We start from the raw sequence: 16862 nt of genomic DNA on the forward strand, positions 1-16862 counted from the left end.
GTCAGACGTCCCCCGCGATCGTGTTCCGCTCGCTCGGCTGTACGTACACCAGCCCGTCCCCCTCGAACCTGATCTGGAATGCCTCGCCGCCGCCCTCGCCGAGGAAGGTGCGGAAGGTCACACCGGACTGGAAGGACTGCCGCAGGTTCCCCTGGTGCGCGATGTACGCGCCGGGGTCGACGGTCAGCGGGTACTGCGCGCTCACCCGGAGCACCACCGCCGGGCCGTCCGACATGATCGCCGCCTGGCCGTGGCCCTCGACGGTCGTCGTGAACAGGCCGTTGCCCTGCGAGGCGCCGCGCAGTCCGGTGAAGGTCGTGCCGGTCCGCAGGCCGGCGTCGGTCGCGAGCAGATTGCTCGACTCCACGTACAGCTTGTCCCCCTGGAGACCGACCAGGTTGATCTCGGAGGCGCGGTCCGCGAACCAGCACGTGCCGTGCCCCTTCACCTCCATCACCGTCATCTGCTCGCCGGTGAGCCGCCGCGTCACCATGCCGCGCAGCCCCTCACCGCCGCCGCTCAGCTTCTTGAAGGCCATCTGACCGTCGTACGCGACCATCGAGCCGTTCTTCGCCTTCACGGCGTCCCCGGTCATGTCGACGGCGAGCACCTTGCTGCCTTGAAGTCGGAACATCGCCACGCTGCGAAGGTAGCCGCCGCGCGGGTGGACCGAACAGAGCCCGACGGGTGGAGAAAGCCCTGTCCGGACCCCTAGGGGACGCATGTCACACCCGGTCGTCCGACCCCTCGGCCGATGTCCGCCCGGGTGTTTGCCAGAATGGGTGAACGCTTGTGCCTCCGTTCACAAAGAGCGAACCGTCTCCCACCGAAGGTGACCCGTGGACCTCAAGACCGCCACCGCCCTCCGCCGCCTGCGGCTCGTCTCGGCCCCCGAGGCCGTGTCCTTCCTGCTCCTGCTGGTCTGCTCCGTGCTGAAGCGGACCACGGACTTCAACGCGGTGCCGGTGATGGGCATGGTCCACGGCGTGCTCTTCATCCTGTACGTGATCTTCTGGGCCGACGCCTGGAACCGCACCAAGTGGCCGCTGCGGACCGCGGCCTTCTACTTCGTCCTCTCCGTCCTGCCGACCGGCGGCTTCTTCGCCGAGCGCAAGCTCAAGCGCGTCGCCGAGGACGAGGTCATCGCCTCGCGCGCCCGCCAGGAAGGGGTCGTGAACGCATGATCGTCGCCTTCTCCGTGACGCCGCTGGGTGTCGGCGAGGACGTCGGGGAGTACGTCGCCGATGCCGTTCGCGTCGTGCGCGAGTCCGGCCTGCCCAACCGCACCGACGCGATGTTCACCAGCATCGAAGGCGAGTGGCAGGAGGTGATGGACGTCGTCAGGCGCGCCGTCGCCGCCGTCGAGGAGCGGGCGCCGCGCGTGTCCCTGGTCCTCAAGGCCGACATCCGGCCCGGCGTGACCGACGGGCTCACCTCCAAGGTGGAGACGGTGGAGCGGCACCTCGCCGAGTAGACGCCGGGCTCGGCGTCAGCTGCCGCCGGATGCCAGCGCGATCCCCAACGGCGTGCGTTCGTACAGCACTTGGTGGCCGTATCGGCGGGCCGTGAGCAGGCCCGCCCGGCGCAGCAGAGTGAGGTGGGCGGAGACCGACGACGGGGCGAGGCCCAGGCGGTGTGCGAGCGCGGTCGTCGTGGCGGGTTCGTCGAGGGCGGCGAGGACGGACGCCCGGCCGCGTCCGAGGAGTTGCACGAGAACCTCCCCCGCGCGGTCGCCGGCCTCGGACCACAGCGCGCCGATGCCGCGGGCCGGGTAGACGAGGGTCGGCTGCCAGGGCGGTTCGAAGGTGCTGACGACGTCGGGCCAGATGAAGACGCTGGGCATCAGGACCAGGCCCTGTCCGCCGAGCCGGCGCTCGTGCCGGCCCCGGTGCTCGACGGTCAGCGTGCCCGCGTGCCAGCCGAAGCGGTGGCTGATCTCGGGCAGCAGCCCGCCGAGGCCCACCTCGGCGAGCCGCCGCGAGTGGAAGGCGACGTCCGCCTCCAGCAGGGCCCGCAGCCGGGGCCAGTCCGGTGCGACGAGGGCGCGGTACGCCTCCTCCATGAGGTCCGACAGGTGCTCGATCATGCGGGCGGGATGCCGTAGCCAGGCGCGGGCCTGCGGCAGTTCGAGCGCGCCCGGAGTGTCGGCCAGCGACTGTGCCGTCTCCTCGCGGGCGGCCTCCGGATCGCTCGCCCGTACCGCCGCGATCTCCTCCTCGAAGGTCGCCGCCGGCCCGATCGGGGGCGGGCACAGCCAGTCGGGGCAGTAGCCGGGCTGCGGCATCAGCAGCCACAGGTCCGTGAGGTCGAGCCCGGCCGCGATCCGGCCCATGCGGCGCAGCCAGTGCGCGTGGTAACCCTGCCGCTCGGGCCGCTTGAGCATGCGCACGACCTCCTGCGTCTCCCACAGCGGGGACACGGCGAAGCGGCAGCGGAGGAAGTCGTCCTCCCCGAAGTGCAGACGTGACGGCATGACCACCCCCGGCGGACGACGAGCCGGAACATTCGGCCCGTGCCGAATCTCTAGGATGCCTCGTCCCGCCCGAGCACGCTGCTGCCCATGCCAGACGAGTCCGAGGGCACGACCACCCTGCCCGCACCACCTGCCGCCGCCCCGGCCGGCAACGGCCGCTATGCCGACGTCTTCGCCGTCCGCGAGTTCCGCGCCGTCTTCGCCGCCCACGCCCTCTCCCTGCTCGGCGTGATCGTCAGCGAGGTCGCCCTGACCGTCCTCGTCTACGACCTCACCGGCTCGCCGCTGATGAGCGCCCTCGCCTTCGCGGTGGGCTTTCTGCCCTACGTCGTCGGGGGCACGCTGCTGGCGGGCGTCGCCGACCGCTTCCCGGCCCGGCGGGTGCTGGTGGTGTGTGACATGGCACAGGCCGCGTGCGTCGCGCTGATGGTGGCCTCCGGCGACCGCATCGCCGTACTCCTCGCCCTGCGCTGCTGCCTCGCCGTCGTCTCACCCGTCTTCCAGGGCACCCGCATGGCCACGCTCGCCGACATCCTCGGCGACGGCGACCTGTTCGTGCTCGGCCGGTCCCTGCTGCGGATCGTGTCGCAGAGCGCGCTGCTCGCCGGCTTCGGCCTCGGCGGTCTGCTGCTGATCGCCGTGTCGCCGCGGCGCGCCCTGCTGATCACCGTCGGCACCTTCTGCGCCTCGGCCGCCCTCCTGCGCTTCGGCACCCGCCGCAGGCCCGCCCGCACCGGCACCGCCAACCCCCTGGTGCGGGACTCCCTCCGGGGCGCGCGCCAGGTCCTCGCCCACCGCCGCGTCCGCGCCCTGCTCCTGCTCTTCTGGATCCCCCCGATGTTCGCGGTCGTCCCCGAGGCGCTGGCCGCCCCCTACGCCGGCGACCTCGCCGCCGGTTCCGTGGGCCTCGGCCTGCTGATGTGCGCGCTGCCGGTGGGCACGATCGCCGGCGAGCTCTGCGCGGGCTCCCGCCTGCGCCCGGCCACCCGCGAACGCATCGCCCTCCCGCTGGTCGCCCTCGCCCTCCTCCCGTACCTCGGCTACGCCCTCCACCCCGGCCTGGTCCCCTCCCTCCTGCTGCTCGTGGTCTCGGGGGCGGGGTCGGCGTACACCCTCGGCCTGGACCAGTGGTTCGTCCGGGCCGTGCCCGGCGAACTGCGCGGCCGGGCCATGACGTTGCTCACCGCGGGGCTGATGACCATCCAGGGCGTCGGGATGGCGCTGGCGGGCGTCGTGGCGGAGTTCGCGGGGGTGCCGGCCACCGTCGCGGGGGCCGGCGGACTGGGTGCGGCCTGCTGCGCGCTGCTCGCCCTTCAGGCCCGGCGGACCGAAAGGCGAGACGGGGCTGACCACCATATGACCGGCCGGTAAGGTCTGTGCCGTGCCGAAGCCGCTCAGTCTTCCCTTCGATCCGATCGCCCGCGCCGACGAACTCTGGAAGCAGCGCTGGGGAAACGTGCCGTCGATGGCGGCCATCACCTCGATCATGCGCGCGCACCAGATCCTGCTCGCCGAGGTCGACGCGGTGGTGAAGCCGTACGGACTCACGTTCGCGCGGTACGAGGCGCTGGTGCTGCTCACCTTCTCCAAGGAGGGCGAGCTGACGATGTCGAAGATCGGCGAGCGCCTCATGGTGCACCCCACCTCCGTGACGAACACCGTCGACCGGCTGGTGAGGTCGGGCCTGGTGGCCAAGCGCCCCAACCCCAACGACGGTCGCGGCACCCTCGCGTCCATCACCGCCAAGGGCCGCGAGGTGGTCGAGGCGGCCACCCGCGACCTGATGTCGATGGACTTCGGCCTCGGTGCCTACGACGCCGAGGAGTGCGGGGAGATCTTCGCGATGCTGCGGCCGCTGCGCGTGGCCGCCCACGACTTCGACGAGGAGTGACCCGGGCCGGGGCGCGAGCCGACCCGGCCCAAGATCTCCCGGAACGTGCGGTTACGCTCGACGGCATGAAGAAGAGCGTGCTGACCCGCTACCGCGTCATGGCCTACGTCACCGGTGTCCTGCTGGTCCTGCTGTGCCTGAGCATGATCGCCAAGTACGGCCTGGGCATCGACGGCGCCGCGGACTTCACCCGCGTCGTCGCCATCGCGCACGGCTGGCTCTACGTGGTCTACCTGATCTTCGCCTTCGACCTGGGCTCCAAGGCGAAGTGGCCGGTCGGCAAGCAGCTGTGGGTCCTGCTCGCGGGGACGATCCCGACGGCCGCCTTCTTCGTCGAGCGGAAGGTCAGCCACGAGCTGGAGGCCAAGGTCGCCGACGAGGCTCCGGCGGTCGTCAAGGCCTGATCCCCACCCCGCCGTACGCCTGGGTGCGCACGGCGGATGCCCTCGACGATTTATTAGGACGTCCTACTACCTCGACATTTATTAGGACGTCCAAGTAAATTGGATCGTATGGACGCTGACGCCATCGAGGAGGGCCGCCGCCGCTGGCAGGCCCGGTACGACGCTTCGCGCAAGCGAGAGGCCGACTTCACCACGCTCTCCGGGGACCCGGTGGAGCCCGTGTACGGACCCCGGCCGGGGGACGCGTACGACGGGTTCGAGCGGATCGGCTGGCCGGGGGAGTACCCCTTCACGCGCGGGCTGTATCCGACCGGGTACCGGGGGCGGACGTGGACCATCCGGCAGTTCGCCGGGTTCGGGAACGCCGAGCAGACCAACGAGCGCTACAAGATGATCCTCGGCAACGGCGGCGGGGGCCTGTCCGTCGCCTTCGACATGCCGACGCTCATGGGCCGCGACTCCGACGACCCGCGCTCGCTCGGCGAGGTCGGGCACTGCGGGGTGGCCATCGACTCCGCGGCCGACATGGAGGTCCTGTTCAAGGACATCCCGCTGGGCGACGTGACCACCTCCATGACCATCAGCGGGCCGGCCGTGCCCGTCTTCTGCATGTACCTGGTCGCGGCCGAGCGGCAGGGCGTGGACCCCGCCGTGCTCAACGGCACGCTCCAGACGGACATCTTCAAGGAGTACATCGCGCAGAAGGAGTGGCTCTTCCAGCCGGAGCCCCATCTGCGCCTGATCGGCGACCTGATGGAGCACTGCGCCGCGGGCATCCCCGCCTACAAGCCGCTGTCCGTCTCCGGCTACCACATCCGCGAGGCCGGGTCGACGGCCGCGCAGGAGCTGGCCTACACGCTGGCCGACGGGTTCGGGTACGTGGAGCTGGGGCTCAGCCGCGGCCTGGACGTGGACGTGTTCGCACCCGGGCTGTCCTTCTTCTTCGACGCGCACGTCGACTTCTTCGAGGAGATCGCCAAGTTCCGTGCGGCGCGGCGCATCTGGGCGCGCTGGATGCGGGACGTGTACGGGGCAAAGAGCGAGAAGGCGCAGTGGCTGCGCTTCCACACGCAGACCGCCGGTGTCTCGCTGACCGCGCAGCAGCCGTACAACAACGTCGTGCGTACGGCCGTGGAGGCGCTCGCGGCGGTGCTCGGCGGGACCAACTCGCTGCACACCAACGCCCTGGACGAGACCCTCGCGCTGCCGAGCGAGCAGGCGGCGGAGATCGCGCTGCGCACGCAGCAGGTGCTGATGGAGGAGACCGGGGTCGCCAACGTCGCGGATCCGCTGGGTGGTTCGTGGTTCGTCGAGCAGCTGACGGACCGGATCGAGGCGGACGCGGAGAAGATCTTCGAGCAGATAAGGGAGCGGGGCCTGCGGGCGCATCCGGACGGGAAGCACCCGATCGGGCCGATCACCTCCGGCATCCTGCGCGGGATCGAGGACGGGTGGTTCACCGGGGAGATCGCCGAGTCGGCCTTCCAGTACCAACGGGCCCTGGAGAAGGGCGACAAGAGGGTCGTGGGTGTGAACGTCCACCACGGGTCGGTCACCGGTGACCTGGAGATCCTGCGCGTCAGCCACGAGGTCGAGCGGGAGCAGGTGCGGGTGCTGGCCTCCCGTAAGTCCGCCCGGGACGAGGCCGCGGTGCGTACGGCGCTGGACGGCATGCTGGCCGCCGCGCGGGACGGCTCGAACATGATCGCGCCGATGCTGGACGCGGTGCGTGCGGAGGCCACCCTGGGCGAGATCTGCGGGGTGCTGCGGGACGAGTGGGGCGTGTACACGGAGCCCGCCGGGTTCTGAGGCGCCCGGCGCCCGTGCCCGCGGGCCGCGCGGCCCGCGCGGGCAACTCGGGGCGGGCGGGGGCTAGGACGCCCCCGTCAGCCCCAGCAGGAGCACGCGCGTGAAGCTGCGTACCCATTCCTCGTCCGCCGGTTCCGCGCTGACCAGCGTGCGGTGGACCACCGCGCCCGCCACCACGTCGAAGATCAGGTCGACCGTGCGGGCCGCCTCCGACGGGTCCGTCTCCGGGGGGAGTTCGCCGCGCAGCTGGGCGCGGGCGCGACCCTCCAGAACCAGCCGTTTCTGGCGGGTGACGATCGAGTCGCGGATGCGCTCGCGCAGGGCCTCGTCACGGGTGGCCTCGGCGACCACCGCCATCAGTCCGCTCCTGGCCTCCGGGCGGGCCAGGATCGCCGCGAACTGCAGGACCACGCCCTCGATGTCGGCGGCCAGGGTGCCGCGGTCGGGCAGCACGAGCTCGTCGAAGAGCTCCGCCACCGCGTCGACCACCAGTTCGTTCTTGCCCGCCCAGCGGCGGTAGAGGGTCGTCTTCGCGACCCCGGCGCGCGTCGCCACGTCTCCGAGCGTGAGCTTGGACCACCCCAGCTCCACCAGCGCCTCCCGCGTGGCCGCGAGGATCGCGGTATCGGCCTCGGCGCTGCGCGGGCGTCCTGAGGCGCGTGGGGCGGGAGTACGGCTCTGCATCCATCGACCATAACCGGCGGTTGTTGTGATGCCGTGAGGGAGATCACCGGGGGGCGGTCGCGGAGAGGCACCCGGTGCCATTACGCTACGACTCGTAGCGAAACCACTGGCGTGGCGCGGGGTGGGGACCCGGCGCCGGACACAGCGCAGTACGACCGGCTTTCACACGGCTTTTCACACACCGCGGGCGGACGGGGGAGGATAGACGCATGCAGCCACGGAACATGTCCATGAGCGGAGTCGTCGACCTCGCCGCGGTGAAAGCGGCCCAGGAGGCCAAGGCGAAGGCGGAGCAGGCCCGCGCGGAAGCGGTACGGACGGGCGGCGGCCCCGGCGCCGTCTCCCCGGCCGACCTGGTGATCGACGTCGACGAGGCCGGCTTCGAGCGCGACGTCCTGCAGCGGTCCACCGAGGTGCCCGTCGTCATCGACTTCTGGGCCGAGTGGTGCGAGCCCTGCAAGCAGTTGAGCCCTGTCCTGGAACGGCTCGCCGTCGAGTACGGCGGTCGCTTCCTTCTCGCAAAGGTCGACGTCGACGCCAACCAGATGCTGATGCAGCAGTTCGGGATCCAGGGCATCCCGGCTGTCTTCGCGGTCGTCGCCGGTCAGGCGCTGCCGCTCTTCCAGGGGGCCGCGAGCGAGTCCCAGATCCGCCAGACCCTGGACCAGCTGGTGCAGGTCGCCGAGCAGCGCTTCGGGCTGACCGGTCTGACGGTCGACCCCGACGCCGAGCCGGGCGGCGCCCAGCCCGCGGCCGAGGCCGTGCCCGCGGGGCCGTACGACGCGCTCCTCGAGGCCGCCGTGCGGGCCCTGGATTCGGGGGACCTCGCCGGCGCGGTGCAGGCGTACAAGAACGTGCTGAGCGACGACCCGGGCAACCCGGAGGCCAAACTGGGGCTCGCCCAGGCCGAGTTGCTCCAGCGGGTGCAGGGGCTGGACCCGCAGCAGGTGCGCAGGGACGCCGCGGACAAGCCGGCCGACGCCCAGGCGCAGATCACCGCGGCGGACCTGGATCTGGTCGGCGGTCATGTGGAGGACGCCTTCGGGCGGCTCATCGACACGATCCGGCGCACGGTCGGTGACGACCGGGACGCGGTACGTGTGCGACTGCTGGAGCTCTTTGAGGTCGTTGGGACTGATGATCCGAGGGTGGCGACGTCACGCAGAGCACTCGCGCGTGCACTGTTCTAGCAGCGTGACGGGCCGGTTCTGACCAGTCGCTAAACGCCAGGGCATGTGATGCCCAAGTGAAAGATTTGCCGATGGAACGTCAGTGCGGCCGCGCTTTACCAAATCTTGGTAAACGCGGCCGCTGTTACTGCCAGTAAGTTCAGGCCGTTGATCTGTCGGTTTCTGTCCAATGATCAACGGTTTTGTCTCGGCCCCGGACTGCACCCTCCGTCGTCGCCCGAGACCTGTGGGTCGTCCATCGGTTATCCGGCCGTTACTACCGAGTAACGAAGCCCCTTGTGCGGGCGGCGAGAATGCACCACGATCGGCGACGCTCGGTCCATTCGCGTACCCCGACAGCCGGTTGGGTTGCGCGAGTTCCCTGGGTCCCCACCGAGCAGAGCCGACGTCACTGGCGCCGGCTCTTGGGCAGGGGGGTCTTCGCCCGCCCGGCGAAGCCTGTCCAGCAAGGTTGTGCGTGATGCGTGTCAGGCGCGACCAGTGGTTGTCGCTCGGGGGTGATCGCCGGTATCGGTGCGCGGTTCGCGCCTCCGAGTCGGGCGCTCTCCTTCCCGAGGACGTAGCACTTCTCCCATCCCTGCCCGACCGAGCCGCCGACCAGTGGCGGTCGGGAGCAGGAGATGTACGTCCGAGAAGGAGGAAATATGGAGTCCCAGGTGCGTGGCGGGACCAGATGGAAGCGGTTCGCTGTGGTCATGGTGCCCAGCGTCGCCGCTACGGCCGCGATAGGTGTCGCCCTCGCGCAGGGCGCTCTCGCCGCGTCGTTCAGCGTGTCCGGCCAGCAGTTCAAGGTGACGGCCGACCAGCTGACCGGCACCGGCTTCTCTCAGTACGGTGCCATTGACTCGGGGTACACCCTCGACGGCAAGAAGACGGCCCACCCGGTCGCGGTCTCGGCATTCAAGTCCGCGAGCATCAAGGGCCTGTGCCAGTCCGTGGTCACCCCGGACATCCCGCTGATCGGCAGTGTCAGCCTCGTTCTGAAGGCCGGCGGCGGCAGCACGCCGGTGGAGGCCGACAACCTCTACATCGACCTCGATGACCTGAGCGCCGACGCGACGTTCAAGAACATCGACATCGGTGTGGCCGCCAAGGACGCCAGCAAGGGTCCCGGCATTCACAGCGGTGACACCGCGAACCCGTACGGGTTCGCACAGCAGGCCGACTCGGCCACGCTGACCGGCGTGAAGCAGACGGCGTGGGCCACCACTGCCGGAACCTTCAAGCTCAGTGGGCTGAAGATGTCCGTGCAGACGGGCACCCACGAGTGCTTCTGAGCACGTCGTGACGGGCGGGGGAGCCGATGGCGCCCCCGCCCGTCAACCTTCCAGCACTTTCTTCACACGCTGTACAACCCACCACCACAGCACCACCACCACAGCAAAGCCGCACCAGGGAGCTGTATTCCATGAGCGCCGAGACTCCTGCCGAGCCCGCCGGCCAGTTCAGTCGCCGGAGGGTGCAGTTCCGCGCCTGGCGGGGCGAGCGGCCGTTCTGGGCCGGTCTGTTCGTCATGCTCGCCGGACTCCCCATCGCCTACTTCCCCTACGCCCACCTCCAGGTGGGTCACCTGACGCTGGCGATGGCCACCACCGCGGGTGCCGGATCCCTGATCATCGGCGTACTGCTCGTCGTCCTGGGCTTCAGCCTGTGGTTCCAGAAGCACGTGCGCACGTTCGCGGGCATCGCGGCGATCCTGCTGGGGCTGGTCTCCATCCCGGTGTCCAACATCGGCGGCTTCCTGATGGGCTTCCTGCTCGCGCTGATCGGCGGGGCGATGGCCGTGGCCTGGGCCCCGGGCGAGCCGCCCGCCGACGAGGCGCGGGAGGACACCCCGGCGACGGGCGGTGCCCCCGCGGCCATGGACCCCGACACCACCATCCTCAAGCCCGTGGTGGGCGAGCCGAACGATCTGTCAGGAACGAGCCCGGCCAACGGGGCGAACGGGAGGCACAGTGCCGGCTGACGAGGTGATCCACGGGGCTGATGTGGACGAGTCCCGTGTGAGATCCGGGCCGCGCCACGCGGCCCCCAGGAAGCCGCTGTTCACCAGGTTCCACATGCCGGCCGGCAAGGCGATAGCCATCGCGGCGATGCCGACGGCGGTCCTCGTGGGCATGGGCTTCACGTCCTCGCTCGCGCTCGCGGACAGCGGCGGCTCGACGTCCCCGACGGCGAAGAGCCTGACCGCGGACGAGTACAAGGACTGCGTGGCCGCACTGGGCGACGGCGCGTCGGCCTCGCCGTCGCCGTCCGCCTCGGAGAGCACGAAGGACGCCACGGCGACGCCGTCGCCCTCGACCACCGCGGACGCGTCGAAGGACTCCTCGAAGAGCTCCACGGGCTCCTCGGACAAGTCCTCGTCGCCGGACTCGGGTTCGGCCGGTACGGCGACGCCCACGCCGTCCGCCACGGACGGTTCGAAGGACACGTCGAGCGGTGACACCGCCTCGCCGAGCCCCTCGGCCTCCGCGAGCAGCGGCGGCGGCCTGCTGAGCGGCGTCGGCGACGCGCTCGGCAGCCTGCTGGGCGGCGACAGTTCGTCCTCGAGCACGAGCGCGACGCCGTCCGCGACCGCCTCGCCGAGTGCGAGCGCGAGCAAGGACGCGTCGTCCTCGGACACCGGCCTCACGGGCACCGTCAAGGACACGACCAAGAAGGTCACCGACACGGTGAACAGCACCGTGAAGGACACGACCGGCACGGTGTCCAAGGCGGCCGACGACGCCACCAAGGCGGCCCAGAAGGCGGCCGACTCGGCCACCTCCACGGCCAGCCCCTCGCCGAGCTCCAGCGCCGACGCGGGGAATTGCCCCACCGCCACGGACGACCAGAGCGGCGTCGACAACAAGGTGCCGGTGGCGGACGACCCCTGGTACCTGAACGCCAGCTCGCTGCTGCTGAAGGGCGCCGACTACAAGGGCGTCGTCGAGGTGAAGACGGCCAACGGCACCACCAAGAAGGTGCTGAAGTACGTCATCTCCGGCGGCACCGACATCGGCGACCTGCACCAGACGGTCAAGGACAAGCAGCAGGGCAAGACCTACCACGTGCAGGCCGGCTCGGGCACGACGTCCACGATCCGCGACGGCGACACGACGATGTACACGGAGTCCATCTCCGGGAACCTCTTCGGTCTGATCCCGATCACGTTCAGCCCGGACAGCCCGCCGCCGCTGAACATCCCGCTGATCTACTTCACCAACGTGAAGGTCGTCCAGGCCGCGCAGTTCGGCGGAACCCTGCACGTGCCCGGTATGCACGTGTACACGACCGACGGAACCGGCTGAGCGCCGCCACAGGCCCGTTCGGGAGCCGCACAAACGCTGAGGGCGCCCCCTGTCGCAGGGGGCGCCCTCAGCGCCGTAGAAGGGCGGTCAAGGCCCTTTGCGGGTCCGTCAGTTGCCGCTGCCGCCGATGTGGTGGACGCGGAGCATGTTGGTGGTGCCGGGGACGCCGGGGGGCGAGCCGGCGGTGATGATGACGATCTCGCCCGGGTGGAAGCGGTTGATCTTGGCGATCTCCTGGTCGACCATGTCGACCATCTCGTCCGTGCTGTTCACGAACGGCACGATGTGCGACTCCACGCCCCAGCTGAGCGTCAGCTGGTTGCGGGTGTCCTCGTCCGTGGTGAAGGCGATGATCGGCTGCTGCGCGCGGTAGCGCGACAGCCGGCGGGCGGTGTCGCCGGACTGGGTGAAGGCCACCAGGCCCGTGCTGCCCAGGAAGTCGGCGATCTCGCACGCTGCGCGCGCGACCGAACCACCCTGCGTCCGCGGCTTCTTGCCCGGCACGAGCGGCTGCAGGCCCTTGCTCAGCAGCTCCTCCTCGGCCGCGGTGACGATCTTCGACATCGTCTTCACGGTCTCGACCGGGTAGGCGCCCACGCTCGACTCGGCGGACAGCATGACCGCGTCCGCGCCGTCCAGGATCGCGTTGGCGACGTCGGACGCCTCGGCGCGCGTGGGACGGGAGTTGGTGATCATCGACTCCATCATCTGGGTCGCCACGATCACCGGCTTGGCGTTGCGGCGGCACAGCTCGATGAGACGCTTCTGCACCATGGGGACCTTCTCGAGCGGGTACTCGACGGCCAGGTCGCCGCGGGCCACCATGACGGCGTCGAACGCCATCACGACGTCCTCCATGTTGTCCACCGCCTGCGGCTTCTCCACCTTGGCGATGACGGGGACCCGGCGGCCCTCCTCGTCCATCACCTTGTGGACGTCGGCCACGTCCCGGGCGTCCCGCACGAAGGACAGCGCGACCATGTCGCAGCCCATGCGGAGCGCGAAGCGGAGGTCCTCGACGTCCTTGTCGCTCAGTGCGGGCACGTTGACGGCCGCGCCGGGCAGGTTGATGCCCTTGTGGTCGGAGACGACACCGCCCTCGATGACGATCGTCCTGACCCGCGGGCCTTCGACGTCCAGGACCTTGAGCTCGACGTTGCCGTCGTTGATCAGGATCTGGTCGCCGCGGTCGACGTCACCGGGCAGGCCCTTGTACGTCGTGCCGCAGATGGACTTGTCGCCCGGGACGTCCTCGGCGGTGATGACGAACTCGTCACCGCGCTCGAGCTCGACCGGGCCCTCGGCGAAGGTCTCCAGACGGATCTTCGGGCCCTGCAGGTCGGCCAGGACACCGATGGCCCGGCCGGTTTCCTTGGACGCGGCCCGGACGCGGTCGTACCGCGCCTGGTGCTCGGCGTGCGTGCCGTGGCTGAAGTTGAACCTGGCCACGTTCATGCCGGCCTCGATCATCGAGACCAGCATTTCGTGTGAGTCGACCGCGGGGCCGAGAGTGCAGACGATTTTCGAACGGCGCATGGGGGCGATCCTATCGGTTTGTTTCGCCGCGGAATATTCCGTCTGGCGGAAGATACAAATGGGCGGGTCCGCGCTCAGGCGTGTTACTGCGGTGTATTCCTCAGCCGTTGTCGCCTAGCTGTTCTTCGCGACCAGTTCGTAGGTCTGTGTGGCGATCTCCAGTTCCTCGTCGGTCGGCACCACGGCGACCGCCACGCGCGCGTGCGCGGGCGAGATCAGCCGCGGTTCGTCACTGCGTACGGTGTTCAGTTCCCCGTCCACCGCAAGGCCCAGGTCCTCCAGGCCCGCGACGGCAGCCTCCCGCACCGGACTCGCGTTCTCCCCGACTCCCGCTGTGAAGGCGATCGCGTCCACCCGGCCGAGTACGGCGTAATAGGCGCCGATGTACTTCTTCAAGCGGTGAATGTATATGTCGAAGGCGAGTTGCGCCTCTTCGTCACCTTCGTCGATCCGGCGCCGGATCTCCCGCATGTCGTTGTCACCGCACAGGCCGAACAGACCGCTCCTCTTGTTGAGAAGAGTGTCGATCTCGTCCATGGACATTTTGCCAACCCGGGCCAAATGGAAGATGACGGCCGGATCCAAATCACCGGACCGCGTACCCATCACCAGCCCCTCCAAAGGCGTCAGCCCCATGGAGGTGTCCACGCACCGGCCCTTCTCGACCGCGGACGCCGAGGCGCCGTTGCCCAGGTGCAGCACGATGACGTTCACCTCGGACGGGTCCTTGCCGAGCAGCCGGGCGGTCTCCCGGGAGACGTAGGCGTGCGAGGTGCCGTGGAAGCCGTAGCGGCGGATGCGGTACCGGTCGGCGATCTTCGGGTCGAGGGCGTAGCGGGCCGCGGACTCCGGCATGGTCGTGTGGAACGCCGTGTCGAAGACCGCGACCTGCGGCAGGTCGGGGCGCAGCGCCCGCGCGGTGCGGATGCCGGTGAGGTTCGCCGGGTTGTGCAGCGGGGCGACCGGGATCAGCCGCTCGATCTCGGCGAGCACCTCGTCGTCGATCACCGTGGGCTCGGTGAAGAACATCCCGCCGTGCACCACCCGGTGCCCGATGGCCGCCAGGTCCGGCGAGTCCAGGCCCAGGCCGTCCCGGTCCAGCTCCTCGGCGACCGCCTTGAGGGCCGCGTCGTGGTCGGCGATCGGCCCGGAGCGCTCACGGGTGTCGCCGGAGGTGAGACAGGTGTGCTTCAGCCGCGACGTCTGCTCGCCGATCCGCTCGACGAGGCCGGCCGCCAGCCGGCTCCCCTCGCGCATGTCGAGGAGCTGGTACTTGACCGACGAGGAGCCGGAGTTGAGGACGAGGACGCGGGACGCGCTCACTGGGCGGCTGCCCTTTCGCTCGAGTTCTGGGCCTGGACGGCCGTGATGGCGACGGTGTTGACGATGTCCGAGACGAGGGCGCCCCGGGACAGGTCGTTGACCGGCTTGCGCAGGCCCTGCAGCACCGGCCCGACCGCGATGGCACCGGCCGAACGCTGCACGGCCTTGTAGGTGTTGTTGCCCGTGTTCAGGTCCGGGAAGATCAACACGCTTGCCTGGCCCGCCACTTCGGAGCCCGGCAGCTTGGTGGCCGCGACGCTCGGCTCGACGGCGGCGTCGTACTGGATCGGCCCCTCGATCATGAGGTCGGGGCGCCGCTGCCGCACCAGCTCCGTCGCCTCCCGCACCTTGTCGACGTCGGCGCCGGTGCCGGACGTGCCCGTCGAGTACGACAGCATCGCGATCCGCGGCTCCACCCCGAACCGGGCCGCCGTGGCGGCCGACTGGACGGCGATGTCGGCCAGCTGAGCCGCGTTCGGGTCGGGGATGACGGCGCAGTCGCCGTAGACGAGGACCTTGTCGGCGAGGCACATGAAGAAGACGGACGAGACGATGTCGGTGTCCGGCGTGGTCTTGATGATCTCGAAGGCGGGCCGGATGGTCGCGGCCGTCGAGTGCACCGAACCCGACACCATGCCGTCGGCGAGCCCCTCCTCGACCATCAGCGTGCCGAAGTAGTTCACGTCGGAGACGACGTCGTACGCCAGCTCGACGGTGACGCCCCTGTGGGCGCGCAGGACGGCGTACTTCTCGGCGAAGGAGTCGCGCAGCTCGCTGGTGGCGGGGTCGATCAGCTGGGCTTCGCCGAGGTCGATGCCGAGGTCGGCGGCCTTCTTGCGGATCTGCTCGACCGGGCCGAGGAGGGTGAGGTCGCAGACGCCGCGGCGCAGCAGCACCTCCGCCGCGTGCAGGACGCGCTCCTCGGTCCCCTCCGGGAGGACGACCCGCCGCTTGTCGGAGCGGGCCTGTTCGAGCAGCTTGTGCTCGAACATCATCGGCGTCACGCGGTCGCTGCTGGGCGCGGAGACCCGCTTGAGGAGGTCGCCGGTGTCCACGTACCGCTCGAAGAGGCCGAGTGCGGTCTCCGCCTTGCGCGGGGTGGCCGCGTTCAACTTCCCCTCCAGGGAGAAGAGTTCGGCGGCGGTGGGGAAGCTGTTGCCGGCCACCGAGAGCACCGGGGTGCCGGGGGCGAGGCGGGCGGCGAGCGTGAGGATCTCCGCGCTCGGCACCTCGTTCAGGGTGAGGAGCACGCCGGCGATCGGCGGGGTGCCGGCGCTGTGCGCGGCCAGCGAGCCGACGACGAGGTCGGCGCGGTCGCCGGGGGTGACGACCAGGCAGCCCGGGGTCAGGGCGGCGAGGAAGTTCGGCATCATCGCGCCGCCGAAGACGAAGTCGAGGGCATCGCGGGCCAGTCCCGCGTCGTCGCCGAGCAGCACCTTGGCGCCGAGGGCCTGGCCGATCTGGGAGACGGTGGGTGCGGCGAGCGCGGGATCGTCCGGGACGACGTAGCACGGCACGGGGAGCCGGGCGTCGAGGCTCCGCGCGATCTCGTCCCGGTCGTCGGGGGCGACCCGGTTGGTCACCATGGCCAGCACGTCGCAGCCCAGTCCGTCGTACGCCCGGTAGGCGTTGCGCGTCTCGGCGAGCGCGGACTCGACGCTCTGCCCGCGGCCGCCGACCACCGGGATCACCGACGCCCCGAACTCGTTGGCGAGCCGGGCGTTCAGGGACAGCTCGTCGGGGAGCTGGGTGTGGGCGTAGTCGGTGCCGAGGACGAGGACCACCTCGTAGTCGCGCGCGACCACGTGGAAGCGGTCGACGAGGGTCGACACCAGCTCGTCCGTGCCCTGTTCGGCCTGGAGGGCGGACGCCTCGTGGTAGTCCATGCCGTAGACCGTGGCCGGGTCCTGGGACAGCCGGTACCGGGCGCGCAGCAGCTCGAAGAGGCGATCAGGGTTGTGGTGGACGAGCGGCCGGAACACCCCGACCCGGTCGACCTGCCGGGTCAGCAGCTCCATGACCCCCAGTTCGACTACCTGGCGGCCGTCGCCGCGGTCGATTCCGGTCACGTACACGCTGCGCGTCACGCGTGCTCTCCGTTTCGTCTGGCGTCTGGCGTCGGGCGAGGGCTCGCGACATCGCCCACCGGGGTGAGCGGAACGTTCTTGACAATACCTCCGTGGCTGGATAAGGCGCCCACCAGCCCGGGTCCCTGCGGCCGGGACCTGCGCCCCTGTGCGGCGGCCCCGGCGGCATCGGCAC

The 16862-nt window shown here is 70.3% G+C and carries 16 protein-coding genes; 10 read left to right on the plus strand and 6 right to left on the minus strand.

Features of this window, described 5'->3' with window-relative positions:
* Position 1: 1 nt before the first annotated feature.
* Positions 2-634 carry an AIM24 family protein gene (locus ACIBN2_RS17050; RefSeq protein WP_399135275.1) on the minus strand — a complete coding sequence of 211 codons (633 nt, stop codon included), beginning with the start codon at positions 632-634 and terminating at the stop codon, positions 2-4.
* Between the two features lie 205 nt (positions 635-839).
* On the opposite strand from ACIBN2_RS17050, the gene ACIBN2_RS17055 reads away from it, so the two are divergent.
* Positions 840-1184 (plus strand): DUF3817 domain-containing protein, encoded by a 345-nt coding sequence (locus tag ACIBN2_RS17055; protein WP_399135193.1) that lies wholly within the window; start codon positions 840-842, stop codon positions 1182-1184.
* A complete protein-coding gene (locus ACIBN2_RS17060; protein WP_399135194.1) occupies positions 1181-1474 on the plus strand; it encodes an MTH1187 family thiamine-binding protein in 294 nt (97 codons plus the stop codon). Before ACIBN2_RS17055 ends, ACIBN2_RS17060 begins: the two co-directional genes overlap by 4 nt.
* 15 nt (positions 1475-1489) lie before the next feature.
* Here the strand turns inward: ACIBN2_RS17060 and ACIBN2_RS17065 are convergent, their stop codons facing one another.
* On the minus strand, positions 1490-2473 hold the full coding sequence (locus ACIBN2_RS17065; protein WP_399135196.1) for a DUF5937 family protein: 984 nt from the start codon (positions 2471-2473) through the stop codon (positions 1490-1492).
* 87 nt (positions 2474-2560) lie between these two features.
* Here ACIBN2_RS17065 and ACIBN2_RS17070 point away from each other — a divergent pair, with 87 nt between their 5' ends.
* From ACIBN2_RS17070 to ACIBN2_RS17085, 4 genes are all read left to right on the plus strand, one after another.
* Positions 2561-3844, plus strand: a complete 1284-nt coding sequence (locus ACIBN2_RS17070) for an MFS transporter (RefSeq protein WP_399135198.1) — start codon at positions 2561-2563, stop codon at positions 3842-3844.
* A gap of 10 nt (positions 3845-3854) precedes the next feature.
* Positions 3855-4364 carry a MarR family winged helix-turn-helix transcriptional regulator gene (locus ACIBN2_RS17075; protein WP_399135199.1) on the plus strand — a complete coding sequence of 170 codons (510 nt, stop codon included), beginning with the start codon at positions 3855-3857 and terminating at the stop codon, positions 4362-4364.
* A 65-nt stretch (positions 4365-4429) separates the two neighbouring features.
* Positions 4430-4768 carry a DUF3817 domain-containing protein gene (locus tag ACIBN2_RS17080; protein ID WP_399135200.1) on the plus strand — a complete coding sequence of 113 codons (339 nt, stop codon included), beginning with the start codon at positions 4430-4432 and terminating at the stop codon, positions 4766-4768.
* Between the two features lie 108 nt (positions 4769-4876).
* Positions 4877-6577, plus strand: a complete 1701-nt coding sequence (locus tag ACIBN2_RS17085) for a methylmalonyl-CoA mutase (RefSeq protein ID WP_399135201.1) — start codon at positions 4877-4879, stop codon at positions 6575-6577.
* 63 nt (positions 6578-6640) lie between these two features.
* On the opposite strand, the gene ACIBN2_RS17090 is transcribed toward ACIBN2_RS17085, so the two are convergent.
* Positions 6641-7261 carry a TetR/AcrR family transcriptional regulator gene (locus tag ACIBN2_RS17090; RefSeq protein ID WP_399135202.1) on the minus strand — a complete coding sequence of 207 codons (621 nt, stop codon included), beginning with the start codon at positions 7259-7261 and terminating at the stop codon, positions 6641-6643.
* Between the two features lie 209 nt (positions 7262-7470).
* Between ACIBN2_RS17090 and ACIBN2_RS17095 the strand changes: the two genes are divergently transcribed.
* The 4 genes from ACIBN2_RS17095 to ACIBN2_RS17110 all read left to right on the plus strand — a co-directional run bounded on the left by ACIBN2_RS17095 (position 7471) and on the right by ACIBN2_RS17110 (position 11741).
* Positions 7471-8451, plus strand: a complete 981-nt coding sequence (locus tag ACIBN2_RS17095) for a tetratricopeptide repeat protein (RefSeq protein ID WP_399135203.1) — start codon at positions 7471-7473, stop codon at positions 8449-8451.
* Positions 8452-9095: 644 nt separating this feature from the next.
* Entirely contained in the window at positions 9096-9728 is a 633-nt protein-coding gene (locus ACIBN2_RS17100) for a DUF6230 family protein (protein WP_399135204.1), read from the plus strand.
* Between the two features lie 131 nt (positions 9729-9859).
* Positions 9860-10417, plus strand: a complete 558-nt coding sequence (locus tag ACIBN2_RS17105; protein ID WP_399135206.1) for a DUF6114 domain-containing protein — start codon at positions 9860-9862, stop codon at positions 10415-10417.
* Complete coding sequence (locus ACIBN2_RS17110; protein WP_399135207.1) at positions 10407-11741, plus strand: hypothetical protein; 1335 nt, start codon at positions 10407-10409, stop codon at positions 11739-11741. The genes ACIBN2_RS17105 and ACIBN2_RS17110 overlap by 11 nt, the downstream gene beginning before the upstream one ends.
* A gap of 108 nt (positions 11742-11849) precedes the next feature.
* On the opposite strand, the gene pyk is transcribed toward ACIBN2_RS17110, so the two are convergent.
* The 3 genes from pyk to pta form a co-directional block, all read right to left on the minus strand.
* A complete protein-coding gene (gene pyk / locus ACIBN2_RS17115; RefSeq protein WP_399135208.1) occupies positions 11850-13277 on the minus strand; it encodes a pyruvate kinase in 1428 nt (475 codons plus the stop codon).
* Between the two features lie 114 nt (positions 13278-13391).
* Positions 13392-14600, minus strand: coding sequence for an acetate kinase (locus tag ACIBN2_RS17120; RefSeq protein WP_399135210.1), 1209 nt, complete (start codon positions 14598-14600; stop codon positions 13392-13394).
* Positions 14597-16687, minus strand: coding sequence for a phosphate acetyltransferase (pta, locus tag ACIBN2_RS17125; protein ID WP_399135212.1), 2091 nt, complete (start codon positions 16685-16687; stop codon positions 14597-14599). Before pta ends, ACIBN2_RS17120 begins: the two co-directional genes overlap by 4 nt.
* Positions 16688-16862 lie beyond the last annotated feature (175 nt).

This window comes from Streptomyces sp. NPDC050534 (assembly GCF_044457745.1).
Taxonomy (GTDB): Bacteria; Actinomycetota; Actinomycetes; order Streptomycetales; family Streptomycetaceae; genus Streptomyces.